A 26,781-nucleotide genomic window follows, 5' to 3' on the forward strand; every position below is an offset into this window, starting at 1 on the left:
TCAAGTTTTGCGACGCAAATCTTTACTTACTATCTAGTTTTGAATGTATAATCATTCACTTGTCTGGTGACAATGGCAAGGAGGTCACACCTGTTCCCATGCCGAACACAGAAGTTAAGCTCCTTAGCGCCGATGGTAGTTGGACTGACGTTCCGCTAGAGTAGGACGTTGCCAGGCAAATCATTGTATGGATGCGATGAATTGATATTGAGACCGTGAGGTCTCTTTTTTTATTTTAAAATATATATCTATATATAACTAATTAAAAGATGACTAAATGAATATACACTACGGATGGTTAGCATAGTGACTTTCATAAAAAACTCTACGTTCAATGACTACCAATCCAAAATGAGTCAGAACTCATTTCCTCTATTTAAACTGTAAGTGCTTTAATAAGAGCATTAACATGCTTTTCTAATTTTTCTTCTGGGATACCTCCAAAGCCAATTAAGAAGGTAGGATGTTGTAGTTTTTTGTTGTTGTAAGGATAAGGTGTTAATTTAAGATTGCATTTTTTCGTTCTTTTTATGCATTCATTTATTGTCAAATTATTTTTAACTACAAGTGTGAAGTGCATTCCTGTTAGTGCGCCTTCAATTTTCAATTGTTCTTTATATGGTGTTAGTTTTTCTAAAATAAAAGTTAATTTATTTTTATATATTCTTCTCATTTTATTAAGATGACGTTCAAAGCTACCAGTTGCCATAAATTGTGCTACCATGTGTTGTAAATGTACAGGCACAGTATTGCTTTCAACATACTGCATCTCTCGGAATAATTTTAGCAGTTTATTTGGTAAGACAATGTAGGCCATACGACAACTTGGATAAAGCGATTTCGAAAATGTACTAATATATATTACTTTTTGTTTTTTATCTAAATTCTGTAATGCTGGAATAGGTTTTCCGAAATATCTAAATTCTGAATCATAATCATCTTCAATAATATATCGTTCCTTCTTTTGTTGTGCCCATTTTATAAGTTGTGTGCGCTTCTTTAAACTCATCACATATCCTGTTGGAAATTGATGAGATGGTGTGATATATAAAATATCATTATTTTTTTGAAAGACTTCATCGATATTAATTCCATCTTTTTCTACTCTAGCTTGTGTATAACTTATTCTATGCTTATCCAGTACATGTTTAATAGGTGGATAACTAGGTTGTTCTATAATAAATGATGAATCTTTTAATAAGTCAGTAACCATATTTAATAATTGTTCAGTTGAAGAGCCAATTATAATTTGATTTGGATGACAAGATACTCCTCTACTATTAAATAAATAATGAGAAATTTGCTGTCTTAAGTTGAATTCTCCCTGAATGCTTCCTTTACTCAAAAGGGCAAGTTGATCTTCTTCAAATACTTCTTTAGCATACCTTTTAAATAAATGGCTAGGAAAATGTTCAGCATCAATTTCAGCTAAATTGAATTGATACTGATACGTATTTTCCTGTGTAGCTTTATCAATTTCTAATATATCACTTATTTCAGAATAACTATTTGTTACTGGCAATGATTGAATTTCTGAAACATAATAACCTGAACGTGGTTTTGAATATATAAATCCTTCATCTAAAAGTAACTGATAGGCATGCTCAATTGTAGTATGACTAAGTGATAAATGTTCGCTCAACTGTCTTTTAGATGGAAATTTATCGTTTGATTCATATACACCTTCAATTATCTGTTTTTTTAGCTTTTCATATAAAGAAATATATAATGGTTTTTTCTTCGTCATAAATCTGACCCCTAATTTTTTATTAAAATTGTACCTTTTTAAACATCAGTTTATATTTTAAAATGGATTTAATCAATTGAAAAGGGGTTTTATAAATGTCTAAAATTGTAGGATCTGAAAGAGTTAAACGTGGTATGGCTGAAATGCAAAAAGGCGGCGTCATTATGGATGTTGTTAATGCTGAACAAGCTAAAATTGCTGAGGAAGCTGGAGCAGTAGCAGTTATGGCCTTAGAACGCGTACCATCTGATATTAGAGCAGCTGGTGGTGTAGCACGTAGTGCCAATCCTAAAATTGTTGAAGAAGTAATGAATGCTGTTTCAATTCCAGTAATGGCTAAAGCACGTATCGGTCATATTACAGAAGCACGTGTATTAGAGGCTATGGGCGTAGACTATATTGATGAATCTGAAGTTCTTACTCCTGCAGATGAAGAATTTCATTTAAGAAAAGATCAATTTACTGTACCATTTGTTTGTGGTTGCCGTAATTTAGGCGAAGCAGCACGACGTATTGGCGAAGGTGCAGCGATGTTACGTACTAAAGGAGAACCTGGAACAGGTAATATTGTAGAAGCTGTACGTCACATGAGAAAAGTTAATTCAGAGGTTAGTCGTCTAACTGTAATGAATGACGATGAAATTATGACTTATGCTAAAGAATTAGGTGCACCATATAATGTATTAAAACAAATTAAAGAAGAAGGTCGTTTACCAGTAGTAAACTTTGCAGCGGGTGGTGTAGCAACACCTCAAGATGCTGCCTTAATGATGGAATTAGGCGCTGATGGGGTATTTGTGGGTTCAGGTATTTTTAAATCTGAAGATCCAGAAAAATTTGCAAAAGCTATTGTTCAAGCTACAACTCATTATCAAGATTATGAATTAATTGGAAAATTAGCAGCTGAATTAGGAACTGCAATGAAAGGTTTAGATATAAATAAAATCTCATTAGAAGAACGTATGCAAGAGCGTGGTTGGTAATTTATGAAGATTGGTGTATTAGCGTTACAAGGTGCAGTACGTGAACACATTCGTCACATTGAATTAAGTGGTCACGAAGGTATAGCAGTTAAGAAAGTTGAACAATTAGATGAAATTGATGGTCTTATTCTCCCTGGCGGTGAATCTACAACTTTAAGAAGACTTATGGATTTATATGGCTTTAAAGAAAAATTACAACAATCTGATTTACCAATGTTTGGAACTTGCGCAGGTCTTATTGTGCTTGCAAAAGATGTAGAAGGTGAGACAGGATATCTAAAAAAATTAGATATTACTGTTGCGCGTAATTCCTTTGGTAGACAAGTAGATAGTTTTGAAGCTGAGTTAGATGTTAAAGGTATTGCAAAAGATATAGAAGGTGTCTTTATAAGAGCACCACATATTGTTAATGTAGAAAATAATGTAGAAATATTAAGTTCTATTAGTGATAAAATAGTAGCTGTTAAGCAAGGGAAATACCTAGGGGTGTCTTTCCATCCAGAATTAACAGATGACTATCGTATAACTCAGTATTTTATTGAACATATAGTTAAATAAAAAAAGCTTGAGATCAAAATCTCAAGCTTTTTCTTATTAAATGAAGAATCCAGCGATAGCAGCTGAAATAAATGATACAAGTGTTGCACCGAATAATAACTTAATACCAAAACGTGCTACGACATCACCTTTTTCAGAGTTAAGTGATTTAATCGCACCAGAAATGATCCCAATAGAACTAAAGTTAGCAAATGAAACTAGAAATACAGACGTAATACCTTTTGCATGCTCAGAAATACCCTTCAAGCTTCCAAGTGATTGCATAGCAACAAATTCATTAGATAATAGTTTTGTTGCCATCACAGAACCTGATTTAACGGCATCCTGCCAAGGAACACCTGCTAAGAAAGCAAATGGTGCAAATACAAAACCAATTAACGTTTGGAAATCCCATTTGATTGCTCCGCCAGAAATTAAACTAAAAATACCACTTACAAGGCCATTTAATAAAGCAATGATTGCAATATAGCCAATTAACATTGCACCAACGATAACTGCTACTTTGAAACCATCTAAAATATATTCACCTAACATTTCAAAAAACGCTTGTTTTTTAGTTTCTGATTCATCCACTAGCAATTTGTCATCTTCTTCATTAACTTTATAAGGGTTAATAATAGAAGCAATAATGAAGCCACCAAATAAGTTTAATACAACCGCTGTAACAACATATTTAGGTTCAATCAATGTAAAATATGCACCGATAATTGATGCAGATACAGTAGACATTGCAGAAGCAGTTAAAGTATATAAACGTTGTTTAGGTATATATGGTAATTGTTGTTTTAATGAAATAAATACTTCAGATTGTCCAAGAATCGCAGCTGCTACTGCATTATATGATTCTAAACGCCCCATACCATTAATTTTAGAAATTAAGAACCCTAACACATTAATAATCCATGGAAGAATTCTAGTATATTGTAAAATACCAATTAATGCCGAAATAAATACGATTGGTAATAAGACACTAAAGAAGAATGGTGGATTGTTTGGATCTACAAATTTAAATCCTCCAAAAACAAAATTAACTCCTTCAGCAGCTTTTTGTAACAAATAGTTAAATCCATTTGAAATACCACCGATAATTGTAATACCAGCAGTCGTTTTCAAAAGAATAAATGCGAGTATAAGTTGAATAATTAATAATAATCCAACATAGTGCCAACGAACATTCTTTTTATCTGAACTAAATAAAAATGCTAGCGCTAAAAAGACAATAATCCCAATGATCCCAATAAGAATATGCATAATTCTACTCCTTTAAAATTCTCTTTATCTTATATAATACAATAAAATAATAGAAGTAACATTAATATTTTTAAATAAAAAAAACAAATTGGTTGAAAAAGGTCAAAGTTGGTCATATAATATAGTCAAAGAAGGTCAAAAGGGGTGGTAAATCATGCACAACATGTCTGACATCATAGAACAATACATTAAACAACTATTTGAAGAAAGTAATGAAGATATGGTAGAAATTCAAAGAGCTAATATTGCTCAACGTTTCGATTGTGTGCCTTCTCAACTCAACTATGTTATTAAAACAAGATTTACAAATGAACATGGTTATGAAATAGAAAGTAAACGTGGTGGAGGAGGATATATCCGAATCACGAAAATTGAAAATAAAGATGCAACGGGTTATATTAATCATCTATTGCAATTAATTGGTCCTTCGATATCTCAACAACAAGCATATTATATAATTGATGGTTTGTTAGATAAAGGATTAATTAGTGATAGAGAAGCAAGAATGATTCAAGTGATTATTGATCGTGAAACACTCTCAATGGATGTTGTTTCTAGAGATATTATTAGAGCAAATATTCTCAAACGATTATTACCTATCATTAATTACTATTAATAAATAATAAAGAAAAGCGAGGTGTCTATGTGTGCTTTGCGAAAATTGTCATTTAAATGAAGCAGAGGTTAAACTCACAGTAAAAAGTAAAGATGGTACCTCTGAAAAGTGGGTGTGTTCAGAATGTGCGCAAGGAGAGCATCCTTGGAATCAACAAGAACATCCTGCGTCACATTCAGAGTTCCAAGATGATATTGAAGAAGCCTTTGTAGTCAAACAAATCTTACAACATTTAGCAACTAAACACGGATTAAATTTTCATGAAGTAGCATTTCAAGAAGAAAAACGATGTCCTACATGTAACATGACATTGAAAGATATAGCTCATGTAGGTAAATTTGGATGTGCAAATTGCTATGCAGTATTTAAAGAGGATATTGTTGATATTGTAAGACGAGTACAAGGTGGACAATTTGAACATGTAGGCAAGATGCCTCGTTCTTCACATCATAAACTGGCAATAAAAAAACAAATTGAAGAAAAAACGAATTACTTAAATGTATTAATTGAAAAGCAAAAATTTGAAGAAGCAGCTGTCATTAGAGATGAAATTAAAGCCTTGAAACATGGAAGCGAGATGGAGCATGATGAATGATATGGGTGCACATATTAGTGAATGGATGAAAGAAACAGATGAATCTCCTATTGTAATGTCTTCGCGTATTCGTTTAGCACGTAATTTAGAAAATCATGTTCATCCTTTAATGTTTCCATCTGAACAAGCAGGTTTTAGAGTAATCAATGAAGTGCAAGATGCACTACCTAATTTATCTTTAATGCGTTTAGATACCATGGACCAACAAAGTAAGATGAAGTTAGTGGCTAAACATCTAATTAGTAAAGAATTGATTAAACAACCAGCTTCAGCGGTGTTATTAAATGAAGATGAATCTTTGAGTATTATGATTAATGAAGAAGATCATGTACGAATTCAAGCAATGGGTAATGATTTATCTCTGATAGATTTATATCAAAAGGCTTCAGACATTGATGATATTCTTGATGAACAATTAGAAATTAGTTTCGATGAAGATTTAGGTTATTTAACGACTTGTCCTACAAATATTGGGACTGGAATGCGAGCAAGTGTGATGCTTCATTTACCTGGATTATCTATAATGAAACGTATGAATCGTATTGCACAAACAATTAATCGTTTTGGATTTACGATTCGAGGTATATATGGAGAGGGTTCACAAGTTTATGGTCATATTTATCAAATTTCTAATCAACTTACATTAGGTAAGACGGAAGAAGATATTATTGATCAGTTGACAGAAGTAGTTCAACAAATTATTAATGAAGAAATGCAAATTCGTGAACGTTTAACACAATATAGTGAATTAGAAACGCTTGACCGTATTTATCGTTCGTTAGGAATATTACAAAATAGCCGTATGATATCAATGGAAGAAGCGTCATATAGATTAAGTGAAATTAAGTTAGGCATAGATTTAGGATATTTAAATTTAAGTAACTTTAAGTTTAATGAATTAATGGTAAGTATCCAATCTGCGTTTTTATATAATGATGAAGATGAAAACGTATCTGTAAATGAAAAACGGGCAAATATATTAAGAAAACATACAAATTAGGAGGTTGTAAACGATATGTTATTTGGTAGATTAACTGAACGCGCACAACGTGTATTAGCACATGCACAAGAAGAAGCAATTCGTTTAAATCATTCGAACATTGGTACTGAGCACTTACTACTTGGATTAATGAAAGAACCAGAAGGTATTGCTGCTAAAGTACTTGAAAGTTTTAATATTACTGAAGATAAAGTTATTGAAGAAGTTGAAAAATTAATCGGTCATGGTCAAGAACATTCAGGTACGTTGCACTATACACCAAGAGCTAAAAAAGTCATTCAACTATCAATGGATGAGGCAAGAAAATTGCATCATAACTTTGTAGGTACAGAACATATTTTATTAGGATTAATTCGTGAAAATGAAGGAGTAGCAGCACGTGTATTTGCTAACTTAGATTTGAATATTACTAAAGCACGTGCACAAGTAGTGAAAGCATTAGGTAGTCCTGAAATGAATACTAAAAATGCAACTGCAAATAAATCAAACAACACTCCTACATTGGATGGACTAGCACGAGACTTAACAGTTATTGCTAAAGACGGTACTTTAGATCCAGTTGTGGGTAGAGATAAAGAAATTACACGTGTTATTGAAGTATTAAGTCGTAGAACTAAAAATAACCCTGTACTTATTGGTGAACCAGGTGTAGGTAAAACAGCCATTGCTGAAGGTCTTGCACAAGCTATTGTAAATAATGAAGTACCAGAAACGTTAAAAAATAAACGTGTAATGTCACTAGATATGGGAACAGTCGTGGCAGGTACTAAATATCGTGGTGAATTCGAAGAACGTTTGAAAAAAGTCATGGATGAAATCCATCATGCAGGTAATGTCATTTTATTCATTGATGAATTGCATACACTAGTTGGTGCTGGTGGTGCAGAAGGTGCAATTGATGCATCTAATATTTTAAAACCAGCGTTAGCGCGTGGTGAGTTACAATGCATTGGTGCAACAACATTAGATGAATATCGTAAAAACATTGAAAAAGATGCTGCATTAGAACGTCGTTTCCAACCTATTCAAGTTGATGAACCATCTGTAGAGGATACTGTTGCTATTCTAAAAGGTTTACGTGATCGCTACGAAGCGCATCATCGTATTAATATTTCTGATGAAGCACTGGAAGCGGCTGCTAAATTAAGTAACCGTTATGTATCTGATCGTTTCCTACCAGATAAAGCAATTGATTTGATTGACGAAGCAAGTTCGAAAGTAAGACTAAAAAGTCACACAACTCCAAGTAATTTAAAAGAGATTGAACAAGAAATTGAAAAAGTTAAAAATGAAAAAGATGCTGCCGTCCATGCACAAGAATTTGAAAATGCAGCTAACTTAAGAGATAAACAATCAAAACTTGAAAAACAATATGAAGATGCTAAAAATGAATGGAAGACATCTCAAGGCGGACAATCAACATCATTATCTAAAGAAGATATTGCTGAAGTTATTGCAGGGTGGACAGGGATTCCATTAACTAGAATTAATGAAACAGAGTCAGATCGTTTGCTTAATTTAGAAGAAACATTACATGATCGAGTAATTGGACAAAACGATGCTGTAACTTCTATTAGTAAAGCAGTTCGTCGTGCACGTGCAGGTCTAAAAGATCCTAAACGTCCAATCGGTAGTTTCATTTTCTTAGGACCAACTGGTGTAGGTAAAACTGAACTTGCCCGTGCATTAGCTGAATCAATGTTTGGTGAAGAAGACGCAATGATACGTGTTGATATGAGTGAATTTATGGAGAAACATGCTGTGAGTCGTTTAGTTGGAGCGCCTCCAGGTTATGTAGGCCATGATGATGGTGGTCAATTAACTGAAAAAGTTAGACGTAAGCCATATTCTGTTATCCTATTTGATGAAATTGAAAAAGCACATCCAGACGTATTTAATATCTTATTACAAGTACTTGATGATGGACATCTAACTGATACAAAAGGACGTCAAGTTGATTTCCGTAATACTGTCATTATTATGACATCAAATGTAGGAGCACAAGAACTACAAGATCAACGTTTCGCTGGATTCGGTGGCGCATCTGAAGGACAAGATTATGAAACAATTCGTAAAACTATGATGAAAGAACTTAAAAATTCATTCCGTCCTGAGTTCTTAAACCGTGTAGATGATATTATTGTTTTCCATAAATTAACAAAAGATGAACTTAAAGAAATTGTGACTATGATGGTAAATAAATTAACAAAACGTTTATCAGAACAAGATATTAATATTGTAGTTACTGATAAAGCTAAAGAAAAAATTGCTGAAGAAGGATATGATCCAGAATACGGCGCTCGTCCATTAATTAGAGCAATTCAAAAAACGGTCGAAGATAATTTAAGTGAATTGATACTTGATGGTAATCAAATTGAAGGAAAAGAAGTCACAATTGATCATGATGGCAATGAATTCAAATATGATATCCATGATAAACAAGAAAATAATATAGAAGATACAAAAGAACCAGCAACAGAAGAATAAAATGAGTTTAAATTCAGAGTCTAGGAGTCATTAAATCCTAGGCTCTTCTTTTCATTTATATATATTTAAATTTGTCATTATAACTGGATACATATAAAATAGATATGTTCAAAAAAATCGGAGGTGCAGTTTTGGCCAAAAAAAAAGTAATTTTCGAATGTATGGCTTGTGGATATCAGTCTCCTAAATGGATGGGAAAATGTCCAAATTGTGGTGCTTGGAATCAAATGGAGGAAATTATTGAAAAGACTTCCAATCCAAAACATGGTGTAAAGACAAAAGAGACACAAGCAAAAGTACAGAAATTAAATAGTATTAAGCATGAGACAACACCAAGAGTTCAAACGGACTCTAAAGAATTTAATCGTGTACTTGGTGGCGGAATTGTTAGTGGATCGCTCGTACTAATTGGCGGCGACCCAGGTATTGGGAAATCTACATTATTATTACAGATTTGTGCATCGTTATCACAGAAACTTAATGTACTTTATATCACGGGTGAAGAATCACTAAATCAAACGAAATTGCGTGCAGATCGTCTAGAGGAAGACTCTAGTAATTTAAATGTACTAGCTGAAACAGATTTAGAAGTTATTCATCAAACCGTGGAACAAGAGCGCCCAGATATACTTGTTGTCGATTCAATTCAAACGATTTATCATCCTGAGATTAGTTCAGCACCTGGCTCAGTATCACAAGTTCGAGAAAGTACACAAAGTTTAATGAATATTGCAAAACAAATGAATATCGCAACTTTTATAGTAGGTCACGTAACAAAAGAAGGACAAATTGCTGGTCCAAGACTATTAGAACATATGGTAGATACAGTTTTATACTTCGAAGGTGATGAACACCATGCTTATCGAATTCTAAGAGCAGTTAAAAATCGTTTTGGTTCAACGAATGAAATGGGTATTTTTGAAATGAAACAAAGTGGTTTGAAAGGTGTACAAAATCCTTCAGAAATGTTTTTAGAAGAACGCTCTACAAATGTTCCAGGATCAACAATTGTGGCTACTATGGAAGGCACACGACCACTATTGATTGAGGTGCAATCTCTAGTAACACCTACTACATTTAATAATCCAAGACGAATGGCCACAGGCATCGACCACAATCGACTTAGCTTACTTATGGCTGTTTTAGAGAAAAAAGAAAATTATCTTTTACAACAACAAGATGCTTACATTAAAGTAGCGGGTGGAGTGAGACTGACTGAACCGGCTGTAGATTTAAGTATTATTGTAGCGACTGCTTCAAGTTTTAAAGATAAAGCCGTAGATGGTTTGGATTGTTATATTGGTGAAGTGGGATTAACTGGTGAAGTAAGACGAGTATCGCGTATTGAGCAACGTGTACAAGAAGCGGCAAAACTAGGATTTAAGAGAGTGATTATTCCCAAAACGAATATAGGTGGATGGACATTCCCAGAAGGTGTTCAGGTCGTTGGCGTGACAACGGTACATGATGCCTTAAAATATGCGTTTAGTAATCGTTCATCATAGGCATTTAAAGGGGTGATAACGTATGAAGGTATTAAAAGGAATTGTTATTATAATCTACATCATTCTTGGTGCATCATTTGGAATCATGTTAATTCCAGAAATTTTAAATGATTTAGGTATGAACACCCCACCCATTTATACTAATCATTATATTGATGGTTTAGTAGGGATGATTGTATTCTTTCTAATATTTGGTCTATTTATTAATAAAGTAACACGATTACTTAAAGAAGCTGAAATGTGGATTATGAAACGTAGTGCAGTCGAAATTTTGTTTGCTACACTAGGATTAGTCGTTGGTTTATTTATTTCAGTAATGGCTTCATTTATTTTAGAAATGATAGGAAATTCTATATTAAATCACCTTGTGCCTATTATTATTACACTATTATTATGTTATTTAGGATTCCAGTTTGGTTTGAAAAAGCGTGATGAAATGCTTATGTTTTTGCCAGAAAATATAGCACGTTCAATGTCTAAAAATAATATCAGTGCTATACCTAAACTGTTAGATACAAGTGCAATTATTGATGGAAGAATTTTAGATATTATTAAATGCGGGTTTATAGATGGAGAAATACTTATTCCTCAAGGAGTTATAAATGAATTGCAAGTAGTTGCAGATGCTAATGATAGTATCAAACGTGAAAAAGGACAACGTGGATTAGATATTTTAAATCAACTTTATGATTTAGACTATCCAACTCGTGTGATTCATCCTCAAAAATCTCATAGTGATATTGACAAACTGTTAGTTGAATTAGCTCAAGTCTATCATGCCCATGTCATTACAACCGATTTCAATTTGAATAAGGTATGTCATGTTCAAGGGATTACTGCATTAAATGTTAATGATTTATCGGAAGCAATTAAACCCAATGTTCATCAAGGTGACCGACTTAATATTTTATTAACTAAAATGGGTAAAGAACCTGGCCAAGGGGTAGGATATCTAGATGATGGAACAATGGTTGTTGTAGATCATGCCAAATCTCTTATAGGGAAACAGGTTGAATTAGAAGTCATTAGTTTATTACAAACATCATCTGGTCGTATTATATTTGCTAAGACTATAGAGGAGTCCTTAAGTTAATAGGAAAAAGAGTTTCATGTGAAACGTAGTCATTGATGAATTATTGTATAATATTTTTCGTTATGAGATATTGCTGAGTAACGTAACAACAGTAGCAATAGACTTATCAAACCAGCTAATTAATGCTACAATAATAAGGAAATGCGAAGTTGATCTAAGTATAGATTAGAAGTTAAAGTTATTCAAAAACGACTCTTTAAAGATTGTTTGGGATAACTTTTTTCTAATGAAAGAAATCATTCGCTATAAAGAATGAATAACAAAATTAGGAGTGAAACGAATGAGTGAACGCGTAAGAGTAAGATATGCGCCAAGTCCAACTGGATATTTACACATCGGAAATGCAAGAACTGCATTATTTAATTATTTATTTGCTAAACATTATGATGGAGATTTTGTAGTACGTATTGAAGATACAGATAGTAAAAGAAATCTTGAAGATGGAGAATCTTCACAATTTGATAACTTAAAATGGTTAGGATTAGATTGGGATGAATCTATCGATAAAGACAAAGGTCATGGTCCTTATCGTCAATCTGAACGTGCAGACATCTATAATCCACTTATTCAACAATTATTAGATGAAGATAAAGCATACAAATGCTACATGACTGAAGAAGAATTAGAAGAAGAACGTGAAGCTCAAATTGCTCGTGGAGAAATGCCACGATATGGCGGTAAACATGCACATCTCACAGAAGAACAACGTCAACAATTTGAAGCTGAAGGACGCAAACCCGCTATTCGTTTCCGTGTTCCAAAAGATAAAACATATACATTTGATGATATGGTTAAAGGAGAAATTTCTTTTGACTCTAATAATATTGGAGATTGGGTTATCGTGAAAAAAGATGGCGTCCCTACGTATAATTTCGCGGTAGCAGTAGATGATCACTACATGGAAATTTCTGATGTTATTCGTGGAGATGATCATGTATCAAATACACCTAAGCAATTAATGATTTATGAAGCATTTGGTTGGGAACCACCACGTTTTGCGCATATGTCATTAATTGTAAATGAACAACGTAAAAAATTAAGTAAACGAGATGGCCAAATTTTACAATTTATCGAGCAATATCGTGATTTAGGTTATTTACCTGAAGCGTTATTCAATTTTATTGCTTTACTCGGTTGGTCTCCTGAAGGTGAAGATGAGATCTTTTCTAAAGAAGAATTTATTAAGATTTTTGATGAACAACGTCTTTCTAAATCTCCAGCAATGTTTGATAGACAAAAATTAGCTTGGGTTAACAACCAATATATGAAAACAAAAGATACAGAAACAGTATTTGAGCTTGCTTTACCACACTTAATCAAAGCAAATTTAATTCCTGAAAATCCAAGTGAAGAAGATAAAGAATGGGGACGTAAATTAATTGGCCTTTATCAAAAAGAAATGAGTTATGCAGGAGAAATTGTTCCGTTATCAGAAATGTTCTTCCATGATATGCCTAAATTAGGTGAAGAAGAACAAGAGGTATTAAATGGCGAACAAGTTCCTGAATTAATGTCTCATTTATATGGTAAATTAGAAGCGCTTGAACCATTTGAAGCTGCTGAAATTAAAAAAACGATTAAAGAAGTACAAAAAGAAACTGGTATTAAAGGTAAACAATTATTTATGCCTATTCGTGTAGCAGTGACTGGTCAAATGCATGGTCCTGAATTACCGAATACAATTGAAGTATTAGGAAAAGAAAAAGTACTATCTCGTTTAAAAAAATATGTTTAAAACAATGTTAATATAATAAGTCAGACACACATGTTTAAACTTGAAATTTTATAAAAAACTTCTTATGATAAGATTAAACATATGTTAGTTAAAGGATTAGTAAATATACGATAATGTTGTTAGAGAGTATGCGGTTGCTGTGAGCATATCATTATCTATATCGAATGCACCTTTGAATGTTCAATTAAATATAGAAATGAGTATGATAAGGTAGACTAGTATGTTCATCAACTTACTTTATCTAAAATGAAGAGTGGAACCGTGCAATAGCGCCTCTAGCAGTTAATGTTAGGGGCGCTTTTTTTAAATATTTGAATGATACATGGACTGTAAGATATTCATAATATATAGAAAATGGGGAGGCGAGCGTCTTGATAAAAAGAATGAAAGATGATGTAAAAATGGTATTTGAACAAGACCCTGCAGCACGTACAACATTTGAAGTAATCACAACTTATGCAGGCTTGCATGCGGTATGGAGTCACTTAATTGCACATAAATTATATAATAAAAAACACTACGTTTTGGCGAGAATGATTTCACAAGTATCTCGCTTTTTTACAGGAATTGAAATTCATCCTGGAGCGAAAATTGGAAAACGTCTATTTATTGATCATGGTATGGGTGTAGTTATTGGTGAAACATGTACGATTGGAGATAACGTAACGATTTATCAAGGCGTGACACTTGGAGGTACAGGTAAACAAAAAGGAAAGCGTCATCCAGATATTGGAGATAATGTTTTAATTGCAGCAGGATCAAAGGTTTTAGGAAATATCCAAATTGATTCTAATGTTAATATTGGTGCGAATTCAGTAGTCTTACAATCTGTGCCAAGTTATACAACAGTTGTAGGTATTCCAGGTCATATTGTTAAACAAGAAGGAAAACGAATTGGGAAAACATTTGATCATCGTAATTTGCCTGATCCTTTATTTGAACAAATTAAGCAACTAGAACGACAATTGGAAAAAGCTAAGAATGGAGAGATTAAAGATGATTACATTATATAATACTTTAACACGTCAAAAAGAGGCGTTTAAGCCCATTGAACCTGGTAAGGTGAAAATGTATGTATGTGGACCTACAGTGTATAATTACATTCATATCGGTAATGCCCGTCCAGCAATTAATTATGACGTCGTACGTCGATATTTTGAATATAAAGGCTATACGGTTGATTACGTATCTAATTTTACTGATGTAGATGATAAACTCATTAATCGTTCTAAAGAATTAAATGAAAGTGTGCCAGAAATTGCTGATCGATATATCAAGGCATTCTATGAAGATGTAGGGGCACTTAATGTTAAAAGAGCGACATCTAATCCACGAGTAATGAATCATATGGATGAAATCATTGAATTCATTAAACAACTTGTAGATGAAGGTTATGCATACGAAAGTAATGGAGATGTGTATTTTAGAACCCGTCAATTTGATGGATATGGTAAATTAAGTCATCAGTCTATTGATGATTTAAAAGTTGGCACTCGTATAGAAGCAGGTGAACAAAAAGAGGATGCATTGGACTTTACGCTATGGAAAAAGGCAAAGCCTGGAGAAATTAGTTGGGAGAGTCCATTTGGACAAGGACGTCCAGGATGGCACATTGAATGCTCTGTAATGGCTTATCATGAATTGGGAAAAACAATTGACATCCACGCGGGAGGATCAGATTTACAATTTCCACATCATGAAAATGAAATAGCGCAATCTGAAGCACACAATCATGCACCTTTTGCTAATTATTGGATGCATAATGGTTTTATTAATATAGATAATGAAAAAATGAGTAAATCATTAGGTAACTTTATTTTAGTACACGATATTATTAAAGAAATTGATCCAGATGTATTACGTTTCTTCATGATTAGTGTTCATTATAGAAGTCCAATCAACTATAACCTTGAATTAGTGAATGCTGCTAAAAGTGGATTAGAGCGTATACGCAATAGTTATCAATTAATTAAAGAAAGAGAAGCAATCGCAACTGATTTAGAAACACAGACAGACTATATTGATCAAATTAATGATATTTTAAAACAATTTGAAGCTGTAATGGATGATGATTTTAATACAGCAAACGCTGTAACTGCATGGTATGATTTATCAAAATTAGCTAATAAATATGTGTTAGAAAATACAACATCAACTAAAGTGATTCAGCGCTTTAAAGAAGTATATCAAATTTTTAGTGACGTATTAGGTGTGCCATTAGAAGGAAAAGAAAATGATGTATTACTTGATGAAGACATAGAAAAACTTATCGAAGAACGTAATGAAGCACGTAAAAATAAAGATTTTGCTCGAGCTGACGAAATTAGAGATACGCTAAAAGAGCAAAATATTATTCTTGAAGATACGCCTCAAGGTGTAAGATTTAGAAGAGGTTAATATGGATGCAAAGCTATTGAACCCATTAACGTTAGCTTATATGGGAGATGCTGTATTAGACCAGCATGTACGCGAATATATTGTGCTTAAATTACAGAGTAAACCAAATCGCTTACATCAAGTATCGAAACAATATGTGTCTGCAAAAAGCCAGGCACAAACGCTCGAGGTATTAATCACAAAAGAATGGTTTACTGAAGAAGAACGAGATATTGTTAGAAGAGGGCGTAACGCTAAAAGTTATACGAAAGCTAAAAATACAGATATACAAACGTATCGTAAAAGTTCAGGTTTAGAAGCTATTATAGGATTTCTTTATTTAGACCATCGAAATGAACGATTAGATGCGTTACTTGATATGATTGTACAAATTGTTGATGAAAGGTTGTGAACATAGTGGAAGATATCGTTATTGTCGGTAGACACGCTGTTAAAGAAGCAATTGTGTCTGGTCATACAATAAATAAAATTTGGATACAAGAAGGAATAAGAAAGCAGCAAATTAATGATATTTTAAAAAATGCTAAAGCACAGAAATTGATTATACAAACTGTTCCAAAATCCAAATTAGATAATTTAGCAAATGCACCGCATCAAGGTGTAGCTGCACTGATTGCACCATACGAATATGCAGATTTTGATCAGTTTATTCAATCTCAAAAAGAAAAAGAAGGCCTTTCTACAATAATTATTTTAGATGGGTTAGAAGATCCACATAATCTTGGTTCGATCATTAGAACGGCAGATGCAAGCGGAGTAGATGGAGTTGTTATCCCTAAAAGACGTTCTGTTGCGCTCACACAAACTGTTGCAAAAGCGTCAACAGGTGCGATTCAGCATGTCCCAGTGATGCGTGTTACAAATTTATCAAAAATAATTGATGAGTTGAAAGATAATGGATATTGGGTAGCAGGCGCTGAAGCGGATAATGCTACAGATTATCGCAATATGGCTGCTGATATGCCACTGGCTATCGTAATTGGTAGTGAAGGACAAGGTATGAGTAGATTGGTTAAAGATAAATGTGATTTCTATATTAAAATTCCTATGGTAGGCCATGTTAATAGCTTAAATGCTTCTGTAGCTGCTAGTTTAATGATGTATGAAGTATATCGTAAACGACATCAAATTGGAGACACCCAATGAAAGATAGATATCTAATTATTGATGGGTACAATATGATTGGTCAATCAAGGGAATTGAGTAAAGTAGCAAGAGAAAGTTTAGAGGAAGCACGTGAACAACTCTTAGATGTGATTGCCAATTACAATGCAGTTGTCGCTGATGAGATTGTATGTGTATTTGATGCATATGAACAATCTGGTATAGAAAGAGAATACATTTATCATGGTGTTAAAACAGTTTTTACGAAAGAAAAAGAAACTGCAGATAGCTATATTGAGCGTTATGTATACAATTTATACAATAAACATACGACACATATTACAGTAGTGACCAGCGATATGAGCGAGCAACATGCTATTTTTGGAGCAGGTGCATATCGTGTTTCATCTAGAGAAATGTGGCGAGATTTAAAAGAGAATGCAATGACGGTTAGTAAATCAGTAGATGATTTTAATGAACGTAAACCAAGAACTCGAATTTCGTTATCAAAAGATGTACTTGCAGAATTTGAAAAAATACGACGAGGATATGGTAAAAAACGTAAATAATACAGTCTTGCTATTCAAAAGATGCGTCTTATACAATGTGCCTAACTTATAAAGAAAGGTTTTGTATATGACTTATTATTTTCGACAACTAGAAGATATATTTAAAGCTTTTCAATATAGCCAAAATACATTGGAGAAAGAACAGTTATTCGCAAATATAATGGATGTGATACGTCCTAAACTTATGATGAAGTTTAGGATGCTAGGTATAGATCATCAAGAACTAGAAGATTTAATTCAAGATACCTCGTTAAAGATATATTTAGCTTTACACACATTTAATTTTAATACGAATGTTCCATTCGAACATTATTTAAATCGTCTAGTTTATTCTGTAAAAAAAGATTTTTGGAGAAAACGTTATGCGTTTAATCAACGTCAACAATTGTTAATCAATGAATGTGTAGTAGAAGATCGTTTGAATCAAATGATAAAAAGGACGGAAGAACTATATTTAATTAGGTCAAGTAAAGAAGACTTGATAGACAGTTTTAAGAAGTTAAGTATGTTTGAAAGAGAAGTTGCAAATTTACTTCTACTGGATTATTCCCCATCAGAAATAGCAAAAAGACTAAATGTAAAAGATAAAGTAGTTTACAATAGTATTCAACGTTGTAAAATAAAAATGAAACAATATTTATTGAAATACAAACGTTAAGTATTTTAGTACGAGTTTGACAGTTTATTATAAGTTTATGTATAGTAGACTGGTATTAATATGAGTAAAGGTGAATTGATGTGAGAAAAGTACCTTTAGTTTGTGAAATGTGTGGTAGCAGAAATTATAATGTACCTAAAAAAGAAACATCAGCTAAGAGATTACAACTGAAGAAATATTGTTCCAGATGTAATGAACACACGATGCATAAAGAATCAAAGTAATGAGTTTATAAGTATATACTTTGAAAAGCATGGAGGTAAGGTTATGGCTAAAGATAAAGACGCAAGTAAGAATAAAGAAAGTTTCTTCCAAGGCGTTAAAAGCGAAATGGAAAAAACAAGTTGGCCTACGAAAGAAGAACTTTTTAAATATACTGTCATTGTAGTAGCTACAGTAATTTTCTTTATGGTCTTTTTCTGGGTATTAGACGTAGGTATTGGTAATTTAATTCAATTATTTAGATAAAAGTAAGGAGTGACAACATGTCTGAAGAAGTTGGGGCTAAGCGTTGGTACGCAGTGCATACGTATTCTGGATATGAAAATAAAGTTAAAAAGAATTTAGAAAAAAGAGTAGAATCAATGAATATGACAGAGCAAATTTTTAGAGTTGTCATACCTGAAGAGGAAGAAACACAAGTTAAAGATGGGAAAGCAAAAAAACAGGTTAAAAAGACATTTCCTGGATATGTTTTAGTAGAGCTTATTATGACAGATGAATCATGGTATGTTGTACGTAATACTCCAGGTGTCACAGGATTTGTTGGTTCAGCAGGCGCAGGTTCAAAACCTAATCCATTACTTCCTGAAGAAATGAGATTCATCTTAAAACAAATGGGACTTAAAGAAAAAACAATTGATGTAGAATTAGATGTAGGTGAACAAGTCCGCATCAAATCAGGACCATTTGCAAATCAAGTTGGTGAAGTTCAAGAAATCGAAGCAGATAAATTTAAATTAACTGTATTAGTCGATATGTTTGGTAGAGAAACACCAGTTGAAGTAGAATTCGATCAAATAGAAAAATTATAATCATTTTAAATTATAAAGTATGATTTGCTTAAAAAGATGAAATTTTACTATTGATTTTTAATTAAGTTTAATGTTAAAATAATGTGGTCGCGTTTTTAGAACGCTCATTTCGTCACGAAATGTTTATGAGTGGGAGGGCAAAACTGAGCCCTGTGACCACATCACGATATCAAGGAGGTGCACATCGTGGCTAAAAAAGTAGAAAAAGTAGTTAAATTACAAATTCCTGCAGGTAAAGCGAACCCAGCACCACCAGTTGGTCCAGCATTAGGTCAAGCAGGTGTGAACATCATGGGATTCTGTAAAGAATTCAATGCACGTACACAAGAACAAGCAGGTTTAATCATTCCGGTAGAAATTAGTGTATATGAAGATCGTTCATTTACATTCATTACTAAAACTCCACCGGCTCCAGTACTACTTAAAAAAGCAGCTGGCGTTGAAAAAGGTTCTGGTGAACCAAACAAAACTAAAGTTGCTACAGTAACTAAAGATCAAGTACGTGAAATTGCTCAAACAAAAATGCAAGACTTAAACGCTGCAGACGAAGAAGCAGCTATGCGTATTATCGAAGGTACTGCACGTAGTATGGGTATCACTGTACAATAATTATTAAATGAAAATGAGTTTGAATTTGAAATAAACTGATAGACGATAGCAGGTAACAGAAACGACAACATATATTGTCTATGATTAGTCTTTAGTAAATTAATATTTATTAATGACATCATCTGTTATCTGCTCTTAACTTGTGTAAATCACACAAGTAAGCGTGGGAGGAAATTCCGCTAAAACCACTAAAGGAGGAACAATAAATGGCTAAAAAAGGTAAAAAGTATCAAGAAGCAGCTAATAAAGTTGACCGTACTAAATACTATAGTGTTGAAGAAGCAATTAAATTAGCTAAAGAAACTAGTATCGCTAACTTTGATGCGTCAGTTGAAGTAGCATTCCGTTTAGGTATTGATACACGTAAAAATGACCAACAAATCCGTGGTGCAGTAGTGCTACCAAACGGTACTGGTAAATCACAACGTGTATTAGTTTTCGCTAAAGGCGATAAAATTACAGAAGCAGAAGAAGCAGGCGCAGATTACGTAGGTGAATCTGAATATGCTCAAAAAATCCAACAAGGTTGGTTCGACTTTGACGTAGTAGTAGCTACACCTGACATGATGGGTGAAGTTGGTAAATTAGGTCGTGTATTAGGACCTAAAGGTTTAATGCCAAACCCTAAAACTGGTACAGTAACTATGGACGTTAAAAAAGCTGTAGAAGAAATTAAAGCTGGTAAAGTTGAATATCGTGCTGAAAAAGCAGGTATCGTACATGCTACGATTGGTAAAGTATCTTTCGACGAAGAAAAATTAGTTGAAAACTTTAATGCTTTACAAGATGTTTTAGCTAAAGCTAAACCAGCATCTGCTAAAGGTACTTACTTCAAATCTGTTGCTGTAACTACAACAATGGGTCCTGGAGTTAAAGTAGATACTTCATCTTTTAAACTTTAATTTCAAATATATGAATAGATTGTAGACTGGTAGATAATCATTGCTTATTTTGAAAAAGATAAGATCATTTTCTTCCAGTCTTTTTTAAAAAACAATTGACATATTACAATAAACAAGTTATATTATTTATTGTGATTATTTTACCTAAGACAGTAGGAGTTAATCTTTAACTTAAAACAATATCCTACCGAGGCTAAAATTGACTTGAACGTGATGATTATTATAATGATCTTTCAAGCACTTTTTGCCGTGGGTAGAAAGTGCTTTTTTTATTAAAAAAGCACCAAAAATAAAAATGGAGGTGTCTGAATGTCTGCTATTATTGAAGCTAAAAAACAACAAGTTGACGTTATCGCTGAACAACTTAAAAATTCAGTTTCAACTGTTATCGTGGACTACCGTGGTTTAACTGTTGCGGAAGTAACTGATTTACGTGCTCAATTACGTGAAGCTGGTGTTGAGTATAAAGTATACAAAAACACATTAGTTCGTCGTGCAGCTGAAAAAGCAGGTATCGAAGGCTTAGATGAATTCTTAACTGGTCCTACAGCTATCGCTACAACTACTGATGATGTAGTTGCTCCAGCGAAAGTGATCTCAGGATTTGCTAAAGAACATGAAGCTTTAGAAATTAAAACAGGCGTTATGGAAGGTAACGTTATCTCAGCAGAAGAAGTTAAAACTGTTGGTTCATTACCTTCACACGATGGTCTTGTATCTATGCTTTTATCAGTATTACAAGCTCCAGTACGCAACTTCGCTTATGCGGTTAAAGCTGTTGGAGAACAAAAAGAAGAAAGCGCTGAATAATTGCGCATAAAATTTTAAAATAAATGGAGGAATAATAAAATGGCTAATCAAGAACAAATCATTGAAGCAATTAAAGAAATGTCAGTATTAGAATTAAACGATTTAGTAAAAGCAATTGAAGAAGAATTTGGTGTAACAGCAGCAGCTCCTGTAGCAGCAGCTGGTGCAGCTGGTGGCGGAGACGCTGCCGCAGAAAAAACTGAATTTGACGTTGAATTAACTTCAGCTGGATCTTCAAAAATCAAAGTTGTTAAAGCAGTTAAAGAAGCAACTGGCTTAGGCTTAAAAGACGCTAAAGAATTAGTAGACAACGCTCCTAAAGTAATCAAAGAAGCTGTTGCTAAAGAAGATGCTGAAAAACTTAAAGAACAATTAGAAGAAGTTGGAGCTACTGTAGAATTAAAATAATTCTAGTATCTTAACTTAATATATAAGTAAATCATTTTAACTTAGTCACTTTAGAGTGAAAGTGTTAATGATTACTTGCATTCTTTGAGAAATTAAAACCCCGTTATTGTTGATAACGGGGTTTTAATTCATTTTCTAATCAAATAGATGAACGAATAAAGAGGTGAAATCATGAGTCACTATTATGATGAAAATCCTGAAGTACAAAGTGATGAAAAAACAATTCAATACTTTTATCATAAATCTCAGTTAAAACTAACGACAGATGCAGGCGTTTTTTCAAAAGGAAAAGTAGACTTTGGGTCTGATTTATTAGTACAAACGTTTTTAAATGAACATCCACCAGGTCCAAGTAAACGTATCATTGATGTTGGCTGTGGTTATGGTCCTATTGGTTTAATGATTGCTAAAGTGTCACCACACCATCAAATGACTATGGTAGATGTGAATCATCGAGCTTTACATTTAGCTGAAAAGAACAAAAAGCAAAATCAAATTGATAACGTCATCATTACAGAAAGTGATGGTCTGTCACAAGTTGAGAATGAATACTTTGACTTTGTATTAACAAATCCACCAATTAGAGCTGGAAAAAATGTTGTTCATCGAATCTTTGAAGAAGCATATCAAAAGCTAAAAAATCAAGGTGAACTCTATGTTGTCATTCAGAAAAAGCAAGGTATGCCTTCTGCTAAAAAGAAAATGGAAGAAATATTTAATAATGTAGAAACTGTGAACAAAAGTAAAGGGTACTATATATTGAAGAGCCAAAAAGGTTGATTTCAAAATGGTATTCTGATATAGTTATAAAATGTAAAAATTTATGTTCAACAAGTGTGTACTTTTACGCAAAATGAGCACGATAAACAAGAATAAGAAAAGAATCGAAAATGGTGTCATCAATTGTGTTGCCGTTTTCTTTTTGTCTTGTTATGTGAAATTTTGTGTATAAGTTCAACACAATATTTGAGGGGTGAATCTGTTTGGCAGGTCAAGTTGTCCAATATGGAAGACATCGTAAACGTAGAAATTATGCGAGAATTTCAGAAGTATTAGAATTACCTAACTTAATAGAAATTCAAACTAAATCTTATGACTGGTTCTTAAAAGAAGGTTTATTAGAAATGTTCCGTGATATTTCACCAATTGAAGATTTCACTGGAAACCTATCTTTAGAATTTGTGGATTATAGATTAGGTGAACCAAAATATGATTTAGAAGAATCAAAAAACCGTGACGCTACTTATGCTGCACCTCTTCGTGTTAAAGTACGTCTCATTATCAAAGAAACTGGTGAAGTTAAAGAACAAGAAGTTTTCATGGGTGACTTCCCATTGATGACAGATACTGGTACGTTTGTAATTAATGGTGCAGAACGTGTTATCGTTTCACAATTAGTACGTTCACCATCAGTGTATTTTAATGAAAAAATAGATAAAAATGGACGTGAAAATTACGACGCAACGATTATTCCAAACCGTGGTGCGTGGTTAGAATATGAAACAGATGCTAAAGACATCGTTTACGTTCGAATTGATAGAACACGTAAATTACCTTTAACAGTATTATTACGTGCTTTAGGATTCTCTAGTGATCAAGAAATTATCGATTTACTAGGAGACAGTGAATACTTACGTAATACGCTTGAAAAAGATAGTACTGAAAATACTGAACAAGCTTTATTAGAAATCTATGAACGTTTACGTCCTGGTGAACCACCAACAGTTGAAAACGCAAAAAGCTTATTATATTCACGTTTCTTCGACCCTAAACGCTATGATTTAGCAAGTGTTGGTCGCTATAAAACAAATAAAAAGTTACACCTAAAACATCGTTTGTTTAACCAAAAATTAGCGGAACCAATCGTTGACAGCGAAACAGGTGAAATTGTTGCTGAAGAAGGAACAGTTTTAGATCGTCGTAAATTAGACGAAATTATGAATGTTTTAGAGTCAAATGCAAACAGTGAAGTGTTCGAGTTAGAAGGTAGCGTTATTGATGAACCTGTAGAAATTCAATCAATTAAAGTGTATGTTCCAAATGATGAAGAAGAACGCACTACAACAGTGATTGGTAATGCATTACCTGATTCAGAAGTGAAATGTATTACACCAGCAGATATTATTGCCTCAATGAGTTATTTCTTTAACTTATTGAATGGTATTGGTTATACAGATGATATTGACCATTTAGGTAATCGTCGTTTACGTTCAGTAGGTGAACTGTTACAAAACCAATTCCGAATTGGTTTATCTAGAATGGAACGTGTCGTTCGCGAAAGAATGTCTATTCAAGATACTGATTCAATTACACCACAACAATTAATTAATATTAGACCTGTAATTGCTTCAATTAAAGAATTCTTTGGTAGTTCTCAATTGTCTCAATTCATGGACCAAGCTAACCCATTAGCAGAGTTAACACATAAACGTCGTCTTTCTGCTTTAGGACCTGGTGGTTTAACACGTGAACGTGCACAAATGGAAGTTCGTGACGTACACTATTCTCACTATGGTCGTATGTGTCCAATTGAAACACCAGAGGGACCAAACATTGGTTTAATTAACTCATTATCTAGTTATGCACGTGTAAATGAATTTGGTTTTATCGAAACACCATATCGTAAAGTAGATATTGATACCAATTCAATTACTGATCAAATTGATTATTTAACTGCTGATGAAGAAGATAGCTATGTAGTTGCACAAGCCAATTCTCGTTTAGATGAAAATGGTCGTTTCCTAGATGATGAAGTGGTATGTCGTTTCCGTGGTAACAACACTGTTATGGCAAAAGAAAAAATGGACTACATGGATGTATCTCCTAAACAAGTAGTATCAGCAGCGACAGCTTGTATTCCATTCCTTGAAAACGATGACTCTAACCGTGCGTTAATGGGTGCGAACATGCAACGTCAAGCAGTACCATTGATGAATCCTGAAGCTCCATTTGTGGGTACAGGTATGGAACATGTGGCAGCTCGTGACTCTGGTGCAGCAATTACTGCAAAACATAGAGGTCGTGTTGAACACGTTGAATCTAATGAAATCTTAGTTCGTCGTTTAGTTGAGGAAAATGGAACTGAACATGAAGGCGAATTAGATCGTTACCCATTAGCTAAATTTAAACGTTCAAACTCTGGTACTTGTTATAACCAACGTCCAATCGTTTCTGTAGGTGACGTTGTAGAATACAATGAAATTTTAGCTGATGGTCCTTCAATGGAATTAGGAGAAATGGCATTAGGTCGTAACGTCGTTGTAGGTTTCATGACTTGGGACGGATATAACTATGAGGATGCCGTTATCATGAGTGAACGATTAGTTAAAGACGATGTATATACTTCAATTCATATTGAAGAATACGAATCTGAAGCACGTGATACTAAATTAGGGCCTGAAGAAATTACACGTGATATTCCTAACGTTTCTGAAAATGCACTTAAAAACTTAGACGATCGTGGTATTATATACGTCGGTGCAGAAGTTAAAGATGGAGATATCTTAGTTGGTAAAGTAACGCCAAAAGGTGTCACAGAATTAACTGCAGAAGAACGATTATTACACGCCATCTTTGGTGAAAAAGCAAGAGAAGTTCGTGATACTTCATTACGTGTCCCACATGGTGCAGGTGGTATCGTTCTAGACGTTAAAGTATTTAATCGTGAAGAAGGCGATGATACGTTATCACCAGGTGTGAACCAACTTGTTCGTGTATATATCGTTCAAAAACGTAAAATCCATGTTGGGGACAAAATGTGTGGTCGTCATGGTAACAAAGGGGTTATCTCTAAGATTGTTCCTGAAGAAGATATGCCTTACTTACCAGATGGACGTCCAATCGATATCATGTTAAACCCACTAGGTGTACCATCACGTATGAACATTGGACAAGTTTTAGAGTTACATTTAGGTATGGCTGCTAAAAACTTAGGTATTCATGTTGCTTCTCCAGTATTCGATGGTGCAAACGACGATGATGTATGGTCTACAATCGAAGAGGCTGGTATGGCACGTGATGGTAAAACAGTATTATATGATGGACGTACTGGTGAACCATTTGATAATCGTATTTCTGTTGGAGTAATGTATATGCTTAAACTTGCTCACATGGTTGACGATAAATTGCATGCACGTTCAACTGGACCTTACTCACTTGTTACACAACAACCACTTGGTGGTAAAGCACAATTCGGTGGACAACGTTTCGGTGAGATGGAGGTATGGGCACTTGAAGCTTATGGTGCAGCATACACATTACAAGAAATCTTAACTTACAAATCTGACGATACTGTAGGTCGTGTTAAAACATACGAATCTATCGTTAAAGGTGAAAACATTTCAAGACCAAGTGTTCCTGAATCATTCCGAGTATTGATGAAAGAATTACAAAGTTTAGGTTTAGATGTAAAAGTTATGGATGAACATGATAATGAAATCGAAATGGCCGATGTTGATGATGAAGATGCAACTGAGCGCAAAGTAGATTTACAACAAAAAGATGTTCCAGAAACTCAAAAAGAAACTAACGAATAATAAAATTATAAATTTAAGATGAATCAACATGAGTTGCGTTATTTTAATCTCATCAAGATTTAGATTGCGCACTGATGTGCATCTTATGTATGTGATGTCAGTTTCAGTAAATGTAAATCAATCAAATAGCACAGCTAATCTAAATTGAAGGAGGTAGGCTCCTTGATTGATGTAAATAATTTCCA

26 protein-coding genes, 1 rRNA gene and 1 other annotated feature are annotated in these 26,781 nt (G+C 33.5%); of the genes, 25 read left to right on the top strand and 2 right to left on the bottom strand.

Annotated features, from left to right (window positions below; genetic code table 11):
- The first annotated feature begins 62 nt into the window (after nucleotides 1-62).
- A 5S ribosomal RNA gene (gene rrf, locus BDW25_RS09915) occupies nucleotides 63-177 on the top strand.
- Between the two features lie 199 nt (nucleotides 178-376).
- On the opposite strand, the gene pdxR is transcribed toward rrf, so the two are convergent.
- On the bottom strand, nucleotides 377-1,747 hold the full coding sequence (gene pdxR / locus BDW25_RS09920) for a MocR-like pyridoxine biosynthesis transcription factor PdxR (RefSeq protein ID WP_133945491.1): 1,371 nt from the start codon (nucleotides 1,745-1,747) through the stop codon (nucleotides 377-379).
- Nucleotides 1,748-1,842: 95 nt separating this feature from the next.
- Here pdxR and pdxS point away from each other — a divergent pair, with 95 nt between their 5' ends.
- Together pdxS and pdxT are read left to right on the top strand one after the other, a co-directional pair.
- Entirely contained in the window at nucleotides 1,843-2,730 is an 888-nt protein-coding gene (gene pdxS / locus BDW25_RS09925; protein ID WP_133945494.1) for a pyridoxal 5'-phosphate synthase lyase subunit PdxS, read from the top strand.
- 3 nt (nucleotides 2,731-2,733) lie between these two features.
- Nucleotides 2,734-3,288, top strand: a complete 555-nt coding sequence (gene pdxT, locus BDW25_RS09930; RefSeq protein ID WP_002488406.1) for a pyridoxal 5'-phosphate synthase glutaminase subunit PdxT — start codon at nucleotides 2,734-2,736, stop codon at nucleotides 3,286-3,288.
- Nucleotides 3,289-3,324: 36 nt separating this feature from the next.
- Here the strand turns inward: pdxT and BDW25_RS09935 are convergent, their stop codons facing one another.
- Nucleotides 3,325-4,539, bottom strand: a complete 1,215-nt coding sequence (locus tag BDW25_RS09935; RefSeq protein ID WP_002455762.1) for a NupC/NupG family nucleoside CNT transporter — start codon at nucleotides 4,537-4,539, stop codon at nucleotides 3,325-3,327.
- Between the two features lie 154 nt (nucleotides 4,540-4,693).
- On the opposite strand from BDW25_RS09935, the gene BDW25_RS09940 reads away from it, so the two are divergent.
- From BDW25_RS09940 to rpoB, 22 genes are all read left to right on the top strand, one after another.
- Nucleotides 4,694-5,155, top strand: coding sequence for a CtsR family transcriptional regulator (locus tag BDW25_RS09940; RefSeq protein ID WP_002449017.1), 462 nt, complete (start codon nucleotides 4,694-4,696; stop codon nucleotides 5,153-5,155).
- A gap of 31 nt (nucleotides 5,156-5,186) precedes the next feature.
- A complete protein-coding gene (locus tag BDW25_RS09945; RefSeq protein WP_133945496.1) occupies nucleotides 5,187-5,750 on the top strand; it encodes a UvrB/UvrC motif-containing protein in 564 nt (187 codons plus the stop codon).
- Nucleotides 5,743-6,750 carry a protein arginine kinase gene (locus BDW25_RS09950; RefSeq protein ID WP_002449052.1) on the top strand — a complete coding sequence of 336 codons (1,008 nt, stop codon included), beginning with the start codon at nucleotides 5,743-5,745 and terminating at the stop codon, nucleotides 6,748-6,750. The genes BDW25_RS09945 and BDW25_RS09950 overlap by 8 nt, the downstream gene beginning before the upstream one ends.
- A 15-nt stretch (nucleotides 6,751-6,765) precedes the next feature.
- Nucleotides 6,766-9,237: an ATP-dependent Clp protease ATP-binding subunit gene (locus BDW25_RS09955; protein WP_133945498.1), complete on the top strand. Its 2,472-nt coding sequence runs from the start codon at nucleotides 6,766-6,768 to the stop codon at nucleotides 9,235-9,237.
- 131 nt (nucleotides 9,238-9,368) lie between these two features.
- Nucleotides 9,369-10,742, top strand: a complete 1,374-nt coding sequence (gene radA, locus BDW25_RS09960) for a DNA repair protein RadA (RefSeq protein ID WP_049418285.1) — start codon at nucleotides 9,369-9,371, stop codon at nucleotides 10,740-10,742.
- A 22-nt stretch (nucleotides 10,743-10,764) separates the two neighbouring features.
- A complete protein-coding gene (locus tag BDW25_RS09965; RefSeq protein ID WP_002488403.1) occupies nucleotides 10,765-11,835 on the top strand; it encodes a PIN/TRAM domain-containing protein in 1,071 nt (356 codons plus the stop codon).
- Between the two features lie 280 nt (nucleotides 11,836-12,115).
- Nucleotides 12,116-13,570: a glutamate--tRNA ligase gene (gltX, locus tag BDW25_RS09970; RefSeq protein ID WP_133945500.1), complete on the top strand. Its 1,455-nt coding sequence runs from the start codon at nucleotides 12,116-12,118 to the stop codon at nucleotides 13,568-13,570.
- 383 nt (nucleotides 13,571-13,953) lie between these two features.
- A complete protein-coding gene (gene cysE / locus BDW25_RS09975; RefSeq protein WP_172457920.1) occupies nucleotides 13,954-14,583 on the top strand; it encodes a serine O-acetyltransferase in 630 nt (209 codons plus the stop codon).
- On the top strand, nucleotides 14,567-15,967 hold the full coding sequence (cysS, locus tag BDW25_RS09980) for a cysteine--tRNA ligase (RefSeq protein ID WP_133945502.1): 1,401 nt from the start codon (nucleotides 14,567-14,569) through the stop codon (nucleotides 15,965-15,967). The genes cysE and cysS overlap by 17 nt, the downstream gene beginning before the upstream one ends.
- 1 nt (nucleotide 15,968) lies before the next feature.
- Nucleotides 15,969-16,358, top strand: a complete 390-nt coding sequence (locus BDW25_RS09985; protein WP_002488399.1) for a Mini-ribonuclease 3 — start codon at nucleotides 15,969-15,971, stop codon at nucleotides 16,356-16,358.
- A gap of 5 nt (nucleotides 16,359-16,363) precedes the next feature.
- Nucleotides 16,364-17,113 (top strand): 23S rRNA (guanosine(2251)-2'-O)-methyltransferase RlmB, encoded by a 750-nt coding sequence (gene rlmB / locus BDW25_RS09990; protein ID WP_002449043.1) that lies wholly within the window; start codon nucleotides 16,364-16,366, stop codon nucleotides 17,111-17,113.
- A complete protein-coding gene (locus BDW25_RS09995) occupies nucleotides 17,110-17,640 on the top strand; it encodes an NYN domain-containing protein (RefSeq protein ID WP_002449022.1) in 531 nt (176 codons plus the stop codon). The genes rlmB and BDW25_RS09995 overlap by 4 nt, the downstream gene beginning before the upstream one ends.
- A gap of 67 nt (nucleotides 17,641-17,707) precedes the next feature.
- Complete coding sequence (locus BDW25_RS10000) at nucleotides 17,708-18,298, top strand: sigma-70 family RNA polymerase sigma factor (protein ID WP_133945504.1); 591 nt, start codon at nucleotides 17,708-17,710, stop codon at nucleotides 18,296-18,298.
- Between the two features lie 80 nt (nucleotides 18,299-18,378).
- Nucleotides 18,379-18,522, top strand: coding sequence for a 50S ribosomal protein L33 (rpmG, locus tag BDW25_RS10005; protein ID WP_049336738.1), 144 nt, complete (start codon nucleotides 18,379-18,381; stop codon nucleotides 18,520-18,522).
- A gap of 43 nt (nucleotides 18,523-18,565) precedes the next feature.
- Nucleotides 18,566-18,766 (top strand): preprotein translocase subunit SecE, encoded by a 201-nt coding sequence (gene secE / locus BDW25_RS10010; RefSeq protein WP_002449032.1) that lies wholly within the window; start codon nucleotides 18,566-18,568, stop codon nucleotides 18,764-18,766.
- Between the two features lie 17 nt (nucleotides 18,767-18,783).
- Complete coding sequence (nusG, locus tag BDW25_RS10015) at nucleotides 18,784-19,332, top strand: transcription termination/antitermination protein NusG (RefSeq protein WP_002449028.1); 549 nt, start codon at nucleotides 18,784-18,786, stop codon at nucleotides 19,330-19,332.
- Between the two features lie 186 nt (nucleotides 19,333-19,518).
- Nucleotides 19,519-19,941 carry a 50S ribosomal protein L11 gene (gene rplK, locus BDW25_RS10020; RefSeq protein WP_001832298.1) on the top strand — a complete coding sequence of 141 codons (423 nt, stop codon included), beginning with the start codon at nucleotides 19,519-19,521 and terminating at the stop codon, nucleotides 19,939-19,941.
- 206 nt (nucleotides 19,942-20,147) lie between these two features.
- Complete coding sequence (gene rplA / locus BDW25_RS10025; protein ID WP_002449030.1) at nucleotides 20,148-20,843, top strand: 50S ribosomal protein L1; 696 nt, start codon at nucleotides 20,148-20,150, stop codon at nucleotides 20,841-20,843.
- Between the two features lie 125 nt (nucleotides 20,844-20,968).
- Nucleotides 20,969-21,122 (top strand) — a sequence feature (ribosomal protein L10 leader region).
- A gap of 30 nt (nucleotides 21,123-21,152) precedes the next feature.
- Nucleotides 21,153-21,653: a 50S ribosomal protein L10 gene (rplJ, locus tag BDW25_RS10035; protein ID WP_002449049.1), complete on the top strand. Its 501-nt coding sequence runs from the start codon at nucleotides 21,153-21,155 to the stop codon at nucleotides 21,651-21,653.
- A gap of 39 nt (nucleotides 21,654-21,692) precedes the next feature.
- A complete protein-coding gene (gene rplL / locus BDW25_RS10040; protein ID WP_002449041.1) occupies nucleotides 21,693-22,061 on the top strand; it encodes a 50S ribosomal protein L7/L12 in 369 nt (122 codons plus the stop codon).
- Nucleotides 22,062-22,232: 171 nt separating this feature from the next.
- Nucleotides 22,233-22,841: a class I SAM-dependent methyltransferase gene (locus BDW25_RS10045; protein ID WP_002449036.1), complete on the top strand. Its 609-nt coding sequence runs from the start codon at nucleotides 22,233-22,235 to the stop codon at nucleotides 22,839-22,841.
- 203 nt (nucleotides 22,842-23,044) lie between these two features.
- Nucleotides 23,045-26,596: a DNA-directed RNA polymerase subunit beta gene (rpoB, locus tag BDW25_RS10050; protein ID WP_002449020.1), complete on the top strand. Its 3,552-nt coding sequence runs from the start codon at nucleotides 23,045-23,047 to the stop codon at nucleotides 26,594-26,596.
- The last annotated feature ends 185 nt before the right edge of the window (nucleotides 26,597-26,781 follow it).

The organism is Staphylococcus sp. AtDRG32, from assembly GCF_004365845.1.
Taxonomy (GTDB): domain Bacteria; phylum Bacillota; class Bacilli; order Staphylococcales; family Staphylococcaceae; genus Staphylococcus; species Staphylococcus hominis.